Origin of the sequence: Salegentibacter echinorum, from assembly GCF_900129445.1 — a bacterium.
Classification (GTDB): domain Bacteria; phylum Bacteroidota; class Bacteroidia; order Flavobacteriales; family Flavobacteriaceae; genus Salegentibacter; species Salegentibacter echinorum.
The window spans coordinates 410924-424933 of the sequence record NZ_FQVT01000001.1; the positions used below are offsets into that span (position 1 = coordinate 410924).

At 38.4% G+C, this 14010-nt stretch carries 13 protein-coding genes; all 13 read right to left on the minus strand.

The window, feature by feature from the left end:
* Nucleotides 1-149 precede the first annotated feature (149 nt).
* Nucleotides 150-1301: a 3,4-dihydroxy-2-butanone-4-phosphate synthase gene (ribB, locus tag BUA71_RS01915; protein ID WP_072876152.1), complete on the minus strand. Its 1152-nt coding sequence runs from the start codon at nucleotides 1299-1301 to the stop codon at nucleotides 150-152.
* A gap of 31 nt (nucleotides 1302-1332) precedes the next feature.
* Nucleotides 1333-2781 carry an LptF/LptG family permease gene (locus tag BUA71_RS01920; RefSeq protein WP_072876154.1) on the minus strand — a complete coding sequence of 483 codons (1449 nt, stop codon included), beginning with the start codon at nucleotides 2779-2781 and terminating at the stop codon, nucleotides 1333-1335.
* Nucleotide 2782: 1 nt separating this feature from the next.
* On the minus strand, nucleotides 2783-3427 hold the full coding sequence (locus BUA71_RS01925) for an outer membrane lipoprotein periplasmic chaperone LolA1 (RefSeq protein ID WP_072876156.1): 645 nt from the start codon (nucleotides 3425-3427) through the stop codon (nucleotides 2783-2785).
* A gap of 7 nt (nucleotides 3428-3434) precedes the next feature.
* Nucleotides 3435-5810, minus strand: a complete 2376-nt coding sequence (locus BUA71_RS01930; RefSeq protein ID WP_072876158.1) for a DNA translocase FtsK — start codon at nucleotides 5808-5810, stop codon at nucleotides 3435-3437.
* Between the two features lie 531 nt (nucleotides 5811-6341).
* Complete coding sequence (locus tag BUA71_RS01940; protein ID WP_072876162.1) at nucleotides 6342-6704, minus strand: diacylglycerol kinase; 363 nt, start codon at nucleotides 6702-6704, stop codon at nucleotides 6342-6344.
* Nucleotides 6704-7204 (minus strand): thiol peroxidase, encoded by a 501-nt coding sequence (gene tpx / locus BUA71_RS01945; RefSeq protein ID WP_072876164.1) that lies wholly within the window; start codon nucleotides 7202-7204, stop codon nucleotides 6704-6706. Before tpx ends, BUA71_RS01940 begins: the two co-directional genes overlap by 1 nt.
* A 193-nt stretch (nucleotides 7205-7397) precedes the next feature.
* Complete coding sequence (locus BUA71_RS01950; RefSeq protein ID WP_072876166.1) at nucleotides 7398-7646, minus strand: DUF6952 family protein; 249 nt, start codon at nucleotides 7644-7646, stop codon at nucleotides 7398-7400.
* The gene (locus tag BUA71_RS01955; protein WP_072876168.1) at nucleotides 7627-7941 is read right to left on the minus strand and encodes a thioredoxin family protein; all 315 of its coding nucleotides are present in this window, start codon (nucleotides 7939-7941) and stop codon (nucleotides 7627-7629) included. Before BUA71_RS01955 ends, BUA71_RS01950 begins: the two co-directional genes overlap by 20 nt.
* Before the next feature lie 75 nt (nucleotides 7942-8016).
* On the minus strand, nucleotides 8017-8655 hold the full coding sequence (locus BUA71_RS01960; protein WP_072876170.1) for a peroxiredoxin: 639 nt from the start codon (nucleotides 8653-8655) through the stop codon (nucleotides 8017-8019).
* A 151-nt stretch (nucleotides 8656-8806) separates the two neighbouring features.
* On the minus strand, nucleotides 8807-10294 hold the full coding sequence (gene nhaC / locus BUA71_RS01965; RefSeq protein ID WP_072876172.1) for a Na+/H+ antiporter NhaC: 1488 nt from the start codon (nucleotides 10292-10294) through the stop codon (nucleotides 8807-8809).
* Between the two features lie 223 nt (nucleotides 10295-10517).
* A complete protein-coding gene (locus BUA71_RS01970; RefSeq protein WP_072876174.1) occupies nucleotides 10518-11099 on the minus strand; it encodes an outer membrane beta-barrel protein in 582 nt (193 codons plus the stop codon).
* Between the two features lie 176 nt (nucleotides 11100-11275).
* Nucleotides 11276-11839, minus strand: a complete 564-nt coding sequence (gene hemG / locus BUA71_RS01975; RefSeq protein ID WP_072876846.1) for a menaquinone-dependent protoporphyrinogen IX dehydrogenase — start codon at nucleotides 11837-11839, stop codon at nucleotides 11276-11278.
* Between the two features lie 118 nt (nucleotides 11840-11957).
* Nucleotides 11958-14003 carry a beta-glucuronidase LacZ4 gene (gene lacZ4 / locus BUA71_RS01980; protein ID WP_072876176.1) on the minus strand — a complete coding sequence of 682 codons (2046 nt, stop codon included), beginning with the start codon at nucleotides 14001-14003 and terminating at the stop codon, nucleotides 11958-11960.
* Nucleotides 14004-14010: the final 7 nt, after the last annotated feature.

Here is a 14010-nt window from a genome sequence, read left to right on the forward strand (position 1 = left end):
AGCTCACGGCATCCCCTTGTTTTAGGAACTGTGAGCTCTCAATTTTCTAATGTAATTACCTGATTTTACTCAATAATCGAGATTTATCCCGATAATACCTATCAGGAGCTCCGAGGCTTGCCCCGAGGTAGTTTTATGCCTTAATTAGATCAATAATTAACGTAGCGTGTGATTTCAAGTCCGTAGCCTATCATTCCCACTCGTTTTGTGTGTTCAGAATTGGAGAGTAACTTTATCTTGTGAATTTCCAGGTCGTGTAATATTTGCGCGCCAATTCCAAAATCTTTATTGTCCATATTAATTGGTGGAGCTTTTACTTTGCCCTGTTTTTGGCGTTCTTTAATTTCTGCAAGCCTGGGTAGTAGGTTAAGACTTTGAATGGCTGGATTGATAAAAACAATCGCGCCGCGACCTTCTTCATTAATCACCTTAAACATCTGGTCTAATTTCTTATCGGCATTGTTGGTTAACGTGCCAAGAATATCATTATTTACCAGGGTAGAATTCACCCTAACCGTAACTTCTTCATCGGCTTTCCAACTTCCTTTGGTTAACGCAATATGCACCTGCCCATTGGTAGTTTGGCGATAGGCTCTTAATCTGAAAGTCCCAAAACGGGTTTGAAAATCGAAATCTTCTTTTTTCTCAATTAATGAATCATGCTGCATTCTGTAAGCCACCAAATCTTCAATAGAAACGATTTTTAAATCGAATTTCTTTGCAACTTCAATCAATTGCGGAAGTCGTGCCATGGTACCATCTTCGTTCAAGATCTCTACAATTACGCCTGCTGGTTCAAAGCCGGCCAGCCTGGCGAAATCTATCGCGGCTTCGGTATGACCTGTTCTTCTTAGCACCCCGCCTTCTTTGGCTTTTAACGGAAAAATATGTCCCGGTCTATTTAAATCTATGGCTTTAGTTTCTGGGTCGATTAAAGACTTTACGGTTTTTGCCCGGTCCCCGGCAGAAATTCCGGTAGTAACACCTTTCCCACGTAAATCTACCGAAATGGTAAAACCGGTCTCCATAGGATCGGTATTATTAGTTACCATCATATCCAGTTTTAGGCTTTTACAGCGCTCTTCGGTAAGTGGTGCACATATAAGTCCGCGACCATTAGTAGCCATGAAATTAATCATTTCGGGGGTTACTTTTTCGGCGGCGGCTACAAAATCCCCTTCATTTTCACGATCTTCATCGTCAACTACAATCACCACTTTGCCATCACGAATGTCATCTATGGCTTCCTGAATGCTATCTAACTTTAACCTTTTAGTAGAGGTAGAGGTTTTCTGGTTCATTTTAAGATTTTATTTTGCGCTGCAAAGGTATCTAATCTATTTTGCTTTTAGCTTTAATTAAGCCGGCTTTTTTAAGTAGCTTCCTTATAGGCTCAATAATATTGTCGAATGCGAACAGCCCCTGGTCTGTAGTTGCCCGGTAAGTGAGATAAACTCCCAGCGGCAACATGATAAGTGTGGATAGCCAGGTGGCCCAAAACGGACTAATACTACCGTCTTCGGCGCTGTTTTTTGCAAAAATCCCTATAAAATGATAGGTTAAAAACAAGAGAATTGCGACTACCATGGGCAGTCCCATTCCGCCTTTTCTAATAATAGCACCCAAAGGGGCGCCTACAAAAAAGAGAATAATGCAAGCTACGCCAAGCACGTATTTCTCATGCATGGCAATTTCAAATTTATTAAGCTGTTTATTGGAGTTTTTGAGTTCTGCTTTTTTAATATTTATATGGGAGAGTGAACCGTTTACCGAACCTAAAGCCAGGTTTACTATTTGTTGAGCATCGTAGGTGTTATAATTTTCAAGAACGGTATTTTTTACCGCTTTAATTGTATCTGAAGGTTCTAGGTTTGACTCAATACTTCTAAAGTCGGTGCGATTATACATGTTTTTAGCGAAGCTCTCTCTCTTTAGATTGTAAGAGTTAGAAAAAGAATCTATACTTTCCTGTAATTCTGCAATATTGAGCATCCCCTGGGTGTTGCTGTAACTTTCCTCATCTAAATCTACATCATTAAAATCTGAAAGGTCCAGGTTTATTGTATATTCTTTGAAGTAGCTTTTTGCAAATGGTTTATCACGCCGCTTAGAATAATCGGAAGGCTGAATTTCATCATAATAATTTCCGTTTTCCAGGATAAGCGATAGGATTTCAGAGTTTGTACTTCCTAATAACTCCCCTTTTTCAGCTTTAATTACGGTATAATTCCCCCGCTTGTTTCCTTTTTTATGAATAATTACATCATCAAGATATTTTCCGTTGTCACCACTTTTCTCGGCAACCTTAATATTTATGGTACCAATATCGTTAAAAACACCTTCGGTAATAGCCATGGCCGGTTTTAATTTGGCAATATTCTTCCGAAGGTTTATAGATTTATATTCAGCAGCGGGAATTACATTATTGGCAAAGAAAAAAGCGGTAAAACTTACTAATAGAATAAAAACTGTAAGACTACGCATCGCTCGCTGTAGAGATATTCCCGAGGATTTCATCGCCGCAAACTCATAATTCTCGGCAAAATTACCAAAGGTCATAATGGAAGTAAGCAGGATGGTGAGGGGCAACACCAGGGGTACTAGTTTTGGTGAAAAGTAGAGTAGAAACTTGAGAATCACCTCCACATCCAAATCTTTCCCTGCGAGTTCACCAATGTACAACCAGATGGTTTGCAGTACAAAAATGAACATAAGTATTATAAAAACAGAGAAAAAAGTTTTTAGGTAACTGGTGAGTATGTACCGGTCTAATATCTTCAATTTAGTCTAATCTATTGATGTAGAAATCCTTATAGCGATCTTCTTCAAATTTAAATAAGTTCTTCGCCAAAGGCTGGTCTGGTTTAAAACTCTTAACTGTAATTGTGATCTTTGTACCGTTTTCCTGCGTTTGTATCAAATTATAAATGTGATTCGTCTGGCTGTCTATCCCTAATAATATATTTTTAATCTCGGCATTACTGTCCTTGGGAAGCAATTTAACGTATTGAATATTTCTACCGTTTTGATTTTTAGATTCATCCCAGGCATAAGTGTAGCCTTCTTTATAGAAACTAAACATTTTGGAGGGGGTGATATTATTGTCATTTTCCTCTACGTAGGTAGAAATGTTTATTTCCTGGTCTTCGGGGATAATGGTGTATATTTTTTCACCATCAAACAACTGGGTTGTCCCCATCAAGTTTAACAAGTATTTATTTCCTTTTATGCTTACATCACCCCGGGTTTCCTGGTGTACATTCGCCGCTTTATTTTCCAGGGTATATTTAAAATCTATAACCATATTCTCATAAGCCTGCACCTTGTTGGAAACATCCTGAAGCAGGTTAGCTGCTTTCTCTGAGTTTTGAGCAAGCCCGTAATTAAAGCTTAAAATCGCTACAGCGATTATAATTAAATTCTTCATCTTTTATTTATTCTTCATTTAATAATTCGTCTAAAGCTGCAAAATCGGTCACTAAAACCTGGCGTGCTTTACTACCTTCAAAAGGTCCTACAATTCCGGCCGCTTCCAATTGGTCAATAATCCTACCGGCGCGGTTATAACCTAATTTTAGTTTGCGTTGCAGCAAAGAAGCCGAGCCTTGTTGTGCTGTTACGATTACTTCGGCTGCTTCTCTAAAGAGTTTATCTCTTTCGCTTTTATCTATATCAACACCTGTGCCACTCTCTTCGCCTTCATATTCGGGCAGTAAATGAGCGTCTGGATATGCTTTTTGAGAACCAATGAACTCGGTGATCTTATCCACCTCCGGGGTGTCCACAAAGGCACATTGCAAGCGTTTTATTTCATTACCCTGGGTAAATAACATATCCCCGCGACCAATTAACTGGTCGGCACCCTGGCCGTCTAGAATGGTGCGCGAGTCTATTTTTGAAGTTACCCTAAAAGCAATCCTGGCCGGGAAGTTGGCTTTTATTATCCCGGTAATCACGTTTACAGAAGGTCTTTGTGTAGCGATAATTAAGTGAATGCCAATTGCCCTGGCCAACTGTGCTAAACGTGCAATAGGGGTTTCTACTTCTTTTCCTGCAGTCATAATTAAATCGGCAAACTCATCTACTACCAACACGATATAAGGCAGGAATTTATGGCCATTCTCCGGATTTAATTTCCTGGCTTTAAATTTAATGTTATACTCTTTAATATTTCGGCACAGGGCATCCTTAAGCAGCTCATAACGCTCGTCCATCTCAATACACATGGAATTGAGAGTGTTGATTACTTTCGTATTATCGGTAATAATCGCTTCTTCATTATTAGGCAATTTTGCCAAAAAATGTCTTTCAATTTTATTAAAAAGTGTGAGTTCCACCTTTTTAGGATCTACCAGTACAAACTTTACTTCAGCCGGATGTTTGCTGTAGAGCAGGGAAGTAAGAATCGCATTTAAGCCTACAGATTTCCCCTGTCCCGTGGCCCCGGCCATCAACATATGTGGCATTTTTGCCAAATCTACTACAAAAGTTTCGTTAGAAATTGTTTTTCCCAGCGCCATAGGTAATTCCATTTCGGCATTTTGGAATTTAGGCGATGCGATTACAGAGCGCATAGAAACGATAGTGGAATTTTTATTGGGAACTTCAATTCCAATAGTTCCTTTCCCGGGAATAGGTGCGATTATTCGAATACCCAGGGCCGAAAGTGATAATGCAATATCGTCTTCCAGGTTTTTAATCTTAGAAATCCTTATCCCCGCTTCGGGTACAATTTCATATAAGGTAACAGTAGGACCCACGGTAGCCTTAATCTGGGCGATCTCAATCTTATAGTTTTTAAGGGTTTCTACAATCCGGTTTTTATGTCCTTCCAGCTCTTCCTGATCTACCGTGATGCCACCTCCATATTCCTGGAGTAACTCCAGCGTAGGAAATTTATAGTTGCTCAATTCCAGGGTAGGATCAAATTCGCCAAAATCCTTAACTATCTTGTTGCTAATCTTATTTTCTTCCAGTTCTTCCTCCTTTGCAGTTTCTACCTCCATCTGCACATCTTCGGGATCTTGCTTTTCTGGTTTAGGTTTTGGAGTAGGGGCAGGGGATTCTTCTTTTGGAGGTTTGGTTTCCAGTTTTATTTCTTCGGAAGTTTTTTCGGGTTCGGGTTTTGTAGATGCTGTCATTTTTTCCCGCCAGTCGGTTTCTTCTTCAGTTTCTTTAAATGTTGGTTTTTCCCGCTGAAACTCCTTATCTAAATTCTCCTTTTTGGTTCTTAAGAAACCACCTATCATCTCTGGTGTAAGTTTAAGCCTTAGGCTAAGATAAGCGATAAATAGAAACACCATAAGAAAGACAGTTCCTATAAAACCCAGATAATCCTGTAGGAAATCGTTCATTTCAAAACCTATTCTTCCGCCCATAAGGCTGTTGGTTTCTGCAAAAAAACCAAAGAAAATTGCGAGCCAAATCATCACTAAAATCCCCCAGAACCAGGAATTTAAAAGTTTAGTAGATTTTCTTCCTATAAATAAATTAAAACCACTGTAACTAATAAGGATGGCTAAAATAAAGGCAGCAAAACCAAAGCCTTTATACATAAAGAAATCGCTAATAGCTGCGCCAAACTTGCTCAACCAATTTTTAGTTTCTATTTCCCTGTCACCAAATTGGGTGAGCGTACTTTGATCTGCCTCCCAATTGAGAAGAAAAGAAACAAAAGCCACCATTAAGGCCAGGCCAAATAACATAAAAAAACTACCTAACACTACCTTTTGTTGGCGATTAGGTCTAAGCGAAATTTTTTTAGTTTTTTTGGCGGTGCTTTTTTTAGTCCTGGTTTTCTTTTTGGCCATAGGTATTTTGAAGAATTTGGAGCAAAAATACAAATTAGCCTCTTCTAAAATAAAGAAAATGATCTTCAGTTTTAGAGGAAATTACTTTGCTTTCTTAAACGCTTAAAGCTAAGCATTTATTTTGTGAAGCTTCCGGGTATACAAGTTCGAGGTTCAGGGTTCAAGGTTCAAAGTTCAAGGTCTGTTCCAAACCAGAACCAAAAATACAACTACTAGGGTATAGTCGCAGTGTTCCCTAGGCAAAAACTGAGAAAAAATTCAAGTTTCAAGTTCAATGATTCAGGTTTTCTTAAATCAAACATCAAACATCAAACATCAAACATCAAACACCAAACACCAAACACCAAACAACAAACAACTAGTGGATAGTCACAGCGTTCAGTGGAAAAACAGCAAAATGTTTAATCTTATAAAACAACAAACAAGAGATTGCCGTGCTCCTAGGTCGCTCGCAATGACGACACCAAACAATTAGTTGGCAGTCGCGGTATTCAGTATGCACTGAGAACCGAGAACTGATTTTGAATTTGCCTAAAATATGTAGGGGAAATAAATAATCCCGCCAATAATCACAGCGGTGATTGCTGCGATAAAAACTGCACCGGCAGCGACATCTTTTATATGGCCAATCTTACTGTGAAAATCTGGATGAACAAAATCTGCCATGGCTTCTACAGCAGTATTTAAACCTTCTGCAGTCATAATTAAGCCAATCGCAAGAATTTGAAAAAGCCATTCGGTTTTAGTGATTCCGAAGAAAAAACCCAAACAACACATAATTATGGCCAATGCGAATTGCACCTGGATGCTGGGCTCATGTTTAAGTAAAAGCCAGGCACCTTTTATCGCATAGCCTCCTCCTCTAATTCTTTTTCCGAGGAAACTATCCCGCATTATAATAAAGTTTTTAAAGCCGATAAATAATCAGGCTCCTCTCCAATTTCTGGCACCTGTTGACTGTGAATTACATTACCTTCTTCATCTAATACAATAACTACCCGTGAAAGTAAACCTTCAAAGGGGCCGTCTATAATTTCCAGGCCATAGTCTTTGCCAAAATTGCGATCCCTAAAATCTGATAGGTTCATAATATTATTTAAACCTTCGTCATTTACAAAACGTTTTTGGGCAAAGGGAAGGTCCCGTGATATGCACAAAACAGCGGTGTTTTTTAATTCTGTAGCACGTTCATTGAATTTGCGCACGGAGGTGGCACAAACTCCTGTATCTATACTGGGAAAAATATTGAGGATTACTCTTTTTCCTTTAAAATCATTTAACGTAGCCGTGCTAAGATCAGATTTTATAAGTTCAAAATGTGGAGCGCGTTCCCCTTTCTCGGGAAGACTACCATAGGTGTTTATTTTTTCGCCTTTTAAGGTTATTTGAGACATGATTTTTGGTTTAAGTTGGAAAGCTAAATTTAGTGCTTCTTAGATTGAGAATTACTAAAATTATCATAAAAACAAAGGGTTGCCCATAGATTAGGCAACCCTTTGTTTTAGTTTACAATAAACGGTAAATACCGTAGTAAAAATTTTCGCCTGCATATCTTGTGGTTAAACAAGATAACCTGCATACTGCAATTTAGCGATCTATAGAACCAACCACTTTTTTCATAAAGTTGTTACAGGCATCCCTTTCTGGCGTACCATCTTTAATATCCTGCTTCACTTCTACAGCTCCACATAGATTGGAAATTAATTCTCCAATTACATCCATTTCTTCGTCTGTTACCGAACGATGTTCAGTATAACTTTCAAGAACTTCTATGGTATGCTCAATTTTTTCACTTTCGTTCTCGCGAACTAAATGTTTAATTACTGGTAACTTCATTTACTAAGTCTTTTAGCGGGTCAAACTTATTGGTTTGCACCTGGTTTACGAAATCTCCGTTTTTAAAGGTGGCGAAAGTAGGTAGGTTGTCAACCTTAGCTAATTTTCTGGATTCGGGATACTTCTCTGCATCTACCAGGTAGAATTGAGCGTTCTCATGTTCTCCGGCCAATTTTTTAAACTTAGGCTTCATTAATCTACAATTACCACACCAACCGGCCATATACTGTACGACTACTGTTTCATTATTGGAAACTATTTCGTTTAAATTATCTTTTTCTAATTCCTTTATCATAACAATTTCTTTCCCTTTAAATTGGGCTCGAATAAACGAGCCCTTATTTATTATACAAATGAGTTCATTTGGTGCTTAGTTTGCACTTAAATAAGAAGCAACACCATCTCTGTCTGCATTCATAGCTTCTTTACCTTCTTCCCAGTTTGCAGGGCATACCTCACCTTTTTCCTGTACGTGGGCATAAGCATCTACTAATCTTAGAAATTCAGAAACATTTCTACCTAGTGGCATATCATTTACGCCTTCGTGGAAAATTTTTCCTTCTTCGTCAATTAGGTATGTCGCACGGTAAGTTACGTTATCACCTTCTAAAGTTACATCACCGGTTTCCTCATCATAAGATTCTGCAGAAACATCTAAAATTCCTAGACGAGAACTTAGGTTTCTATTCGAGTCGGCAAGAATTGGGTATTTAACACCTTCAATACCACCATCATCTTTTGCAGTATTTAACCAGGCAAAATGAACTTCAGGAGTATCACAAGAAGCACCAACTACCATTACGTTTCTTTTTTCAAATTCTTCTGCAGCTTTTTGAAAAGCGTGTAGTTCTGTTGGGCAAACAAAGGTGAAATCTTTTGGGTACCAGAATAACAATACTTTCTTTTTGTTTTTCTGAGCTTCTTCCAGGATATTCAATTGGAAAGTATCTCCCATTTCATCCATTGCATTAACACTTAAATTCGGAAATTTTTTACCTACTAAAGACATATTATCTTACTTTTTTGTTGTTTAACTTCGTTTCAAATTCAATGCAAATTTAAGGAATGTTTCCGCTGAAAAAAGTTTTTCAAATCTTAATATCTTATCTAGCAATAAGTTTTGTTTATCGAATATCATAAACGAGATAGGAAACATCTATTTAGGCAGTCTGCGTTTTATGAGACTCGTTTAATTCTTTAATTTTAATGCCCAAAGCAGCAAAAAGTAATGTCATAAACGGGCTCAAATAATTAAAGAAGGCATATCCGGCATAACTAAAAGTAGGAACTCCTAAAACTCCACTATGATACGCTCCACAGGTATTCCAGGGAATTAATACAGAGGTGACCGTACCAGAATCTTCTAAAGCCCTACTAAGATTTTCGGGCGCGAGGCCTTTGTCACGGTAAGCCTTTGCAAACATTTTTCCCGGTACTACAATGGCCAAATATTGATCTGAAGCCGTAGCATTAAGTGCAAGACAGCTAAAAACTGTACTGGCAAAAAGACCAAAAGTGGTGTGGAATAGGTTTAATAGCGCTTTGCTTATCCTGGCAAGTGCGCCAATAGCTTCCATAATCCCGCCAAAAACCATAGCACAGATAATGAGCCAAATAGTGCCGAGCATTCCGGCCATTCCGCTAGATGAAAATAAATCGCTTAAACTTTGCGTATCGGTTTCTACAGCAGAACTTACGGTGATTGCGTTCATTACCCCGCGATAACCGCTTACCAGATTAAGCTCCTTAGCACCAGAGATTTCCAAAACTATCCCCGGTTGAAAAATAAGGGCAGCCAGAGCACCTAAAAGTGTTCCTATGAGTAGCGCGATAAGAGGAGAGGTTTTTTTTACAATGAGAGCAATCACGATGGCCGGTACTAAAAAAAGCCAGGGAGTTATGGTGAATGATCTTTCAATAGATGCGAGAATGGCAGAGGTATCTGTAGTACCCGAGGTATCGAGATTAAGGCCAATAATCGTAAAGATAATTAAGGTAATTATAATGGTAGGCACTGTAGTAATGGTCATATACCTAATGTGCGTAAACAAATCTGTCCCAGCCATAGCGGGAGCGAGGTTTGTGGTATCACTTAAAGGCGATAATTTATCCCCAAAGTAGGCACCCGATAAGATGGCACCGGCGGTCATTCCCACCGAAATTCCTAAAGCTTCAGCAATCCCAATTAACGCAATCCCCACGGTAGCCGAGGTAGTCCAGCTACTTCCCGTAGCAACCGATATCACTGCGCAAATTATTACACAGGCAGACAGGAATATTGTGGGGTTTAAAATTTGAAGTCCGTAGTAGATCATTGTAGGAATTATCCCTGAAATAAGCCAGGTTCCAGCCAGTGCACCTACCATAAGCAAAATGAGAATAGCACCTGCCGTACTTTCAATGTTTCCGGCTACTTCTTGGATCATCTTTTTATATTCCACCTTATTTAGCGAACCAACGATCGCTGCCACTGCGGCACCAAGAAGAAGTACAAACTGATTGGAACCATCTAAAGCCGAATCTCCATAGACAAAAACATTAAAAGCTAACATTGCAATTAAAGCAAAAACCGGGATTAAAGCAGGCCAAATACCAAGTTCTTTGTTAACAGGAATATTTTCATTTTCAGGAGTATTGTTATTTTCCATTCAGGTATTTCAGGTTTAAAAATGTAAGCTGGGCTGTTTAAGTGCGCTTTTATTTAAAATCGCCTGTAATTTTACGATTTTATAGTAAAAGGAGCAAGTTTTCGCTATACGTATTAGTAAGTTGAAGCTTGTAAAATGCAAATTAATGGTTTCCTGAATTGAGTTAAATGAACAGTTGAACTAATATTCTCCGGAAAAAAACTAAATAGCATTCCTTGCAAATTTAAAATTGATAGCCCAATCCTAAATTTACACCAAAAGAAGTAAGTTTTTGATGGTTGTTTTCTTCTTCAAAAGGAATCACCGCATATCTCCTAATATTAGGATTTATAAAAACACTAAAATTGTTAAAGCTGTATTCTCCACCAATTCCAAGGCCAACGCCAATGCCAGATTGGTCATCTATACTGCTATCTGAAGACTGAAAATCCATTACCGGCCCACCGTTTATAAAAAAGTAATCTAGAAAACTAAAATTTGCATAAATAGGAATAGAAGTGATTTGTAATTTTTCTTTACGACTGCTTAAATTGGGACCGGGGTTCATAGGAGGATTAATTTTTACGTCTCCCCTCCAGTAATTTAAACCGGTTTCAATAGCCAGGTTTTGAGTGATTTGTAGTAAATAACGAAGGCCAAATTCATATGTGTTATTTAGATCTAAACTAACGTCACCATCCAGTTTACTATGCCGGCTAATATCGCTGGTTGTTATGCCACCGTAAATCCTTATTTCGTTTTGCTTTTGTGCCAATGCATTAAAGCTTATAAGCAATAAAAAAGCGCTTAGTAATATTTTTTTCAAGATTGATGAAATTTAAGTTTAAAATTGCGATTATGTAAATAAAGAATTCAATTTAAAAAGAATATTTCAATTTCAGAAGCTTTGAAATTTTATTTTTCCTAAAATAAGCATCGATTTCTGCTTTATTTGGGCTACCGTTGCTATTCAGAAAAACTGACCCGGAAATACTGCGATATTTATTCCACTGCAGATTGGTGCTCTTTCTGAATTTTATAATGCTCACAGATTTTTGATGCAAAAGCCGCTACTTTTTCCCAGTCTGTGTATTCTATGGGACCACTGGTTTTAGTTGGTCCTTTGGTTAGTTTCATAATTAATTTTATCATCAAACTATCAAAAAAAGAATAAGATTGGTAATCTAACCGTCCGGCGAAAACCTCTGGGAAATCGGGGCTCCAGTCGATTTGATTTATAAATTTAATGAAATAGGGGTTTGTTTCCGGTGAGCTCTTCTCGGGCTTTCTTGCTACCAGGTTCACCGAAAAAAAAGCGGTTTTTATCCTCTTGAGTTTACCCTTATTATTCTGAATAAAATCCAGGATTTTTTGGTTGTGCTTTCCATAGCGAATGCTGGCACCTATAACAAGTATATCATATTGCAGAAAATCCTTCTTAAAACCTTCGATGGAATAAAGTTCGGTAGTGATATTTTTCTCCTCAAAAGTGTTTTTTAGGGTCTCACAAATCTTTTTGGTGTGCCCATCTACAGATGAATAAATGATTCCGATTTTTGGTGTCATAACATCCAATTAACAGGTTGAAACAAAACAGCTTGTTATTTTTTAAACTTCTGAAATATTGCGTTTTATCCGATCAATCTTTCTGAAAAATGATTGGTTTTTAAAATATAAAAACTTCTTATAATTTAGACTTTTCAATTTTTGTGATAATTATTTCATCACTTAACCCATTTTTAGTTTTGGCGGTTAGCTTATTTTCACCTTTATGAAGCTTTACCTGTTCCCAGATAAACCGGCCATAATTCCCAGATTTTTTACCTAAAGATTTTCCATTGTGAAATAGTTCAATTTTCTTGCTATTGGAATAGACTTTTATGGTTTGAAGTTCATTACTGCGACGTTTTAATCGTTTTTCAGCAATATAAACCATGGGATCTTCCTTATTCCAATTGGCTTTGTAAAAATAATAAGCATCTTTTTTCGTTGATCTGTCAAAAGTTACCAGGCCTTTGTCGTTTTTTCCGGGGATTTCGCCTTCGGTGCGGTGTGCGGCCCCAAAATCAAAAAGGTTCCAAATGAAAGTTCCCCAAAGAAAAGGACGTTGATCTATGGCAATCCAATGTTCTTCGTGAAAATGGGTTTGCCAGTTTTCGGGATGCCAATAACTATTTGCGTTTGGTTTTTTTAATTCTTCCTGTTGATGGTAAATGCTGGCACCGGCGCCATACTCACTTATGCCAATTGGGGTATTTGGGTATTTTTCATGCTTTTTGTCTGCCCAATCCCCAATTGCATCGGGGGTACCGCCATACCAACCAAAATATAGGTTCCAGCTTATAATATCGGTAATTCGGTTAAGGTCCCCCGTTTGGTTACTGGCCGAAGTCGTGATTCGGGAAGGATCCAGCTTTTTGGTAAGTTGCTGTAATTCTTTAACATAATTAATGGGGTTGTCACCGGTTTCTTTTAGTTCATTAAACAAGCCCCAAAACATAATCGACGGGTGGTTGTATTGCTGGTAGATCATCTCCTTGAGCTGTGTGCGACCGTTTTCCTTAAACGAAGCCTGATTTACAAATCCCTTATCGCGATATCCACCGGGTCCCACAAACGGAATTTCACTCCATACCACGAGTCCCGCTTTATTTAAAAGTCCGTACATATAGGGATCTTGCGGATAATGCGAAAGCCGCACCGCATTGGCTCCCATATCTTGCATAATCGCAACATCTTCGCGGTGATGTTGCGGGTGAATGGCATTGCCCAGCTCTGGCCTGTCCTGGTGACGGGAAACCCCTTTTAACTGCAGGTGCTCTCCGTTTAGAAAAAAACCTTTATCCGGATCTACGTGGAAAAAGCGTAAACCTAAGGGAACTTCAGCTTCATCCACAATTTTCCCGTCTTTAAAAACTTTCACCTTTGCACGGTACATAAACGGGTCTTTGGTTCCATCCCATAACCTCGGATTTTTTACCGAAAAAGGAATATTGGCCGTGGCTTTTCCTTCCGCATTTAGTGTTGCCTTTTTATTGGATTTCAGTACTAAATTTTTATCAGAAAATAAACTGATCTCTGTGTTTAATACCGAGCCGGGCTCGCCCAGAAGCTTTACTTCAGCATTAACATCGGCATTTTTATAAGTAACATTTTCTTGTTTCAGATAAATGCCATTAGATCCATAATGAAGTGGGGAAATGCTGTTTTGATTTTCTACCAAAAGTTCCACATCCCTGTAGATGCCTCCATACATATTAAAATCGCCCAGCAAAGGCATTACATCAAGTTGAGGAGCATTGTTGACCCTTACCTGAATTCTATTTTTTTCGCCCGGCTTTAATTTATCGGTAATTTCAAAAGTAAAAGCGGTATAACCGCCGCGGTGTTCGCCTACGTGCTCACCATTTACAAAAACATTGGCTACCGTGTTTGCGCCGTGGAATTTAAGGAACAATCGTTTAGTTGCCCATTCTGAAGGGATTTCCAGCTCTTTCTCATAATTCCCCAGGCCACGGTAATAATTATTTTTGCCAGAAGTGGCGTCTTTATTATTCCAGGTGTGCGGAAGCGAGACAACATCATAAACCCCTTTGCGGACTTCATAGCCATAGGTGAATTTCCAATCCTTGTTGAGATTGATTATTTCGCCACCATAACTTAAAGCCGAAAAGCACATAAACGACAGCGCGAAAATTAAATTTTGAAGTGAAATTTTTCTGAAGGTCATAATAAAA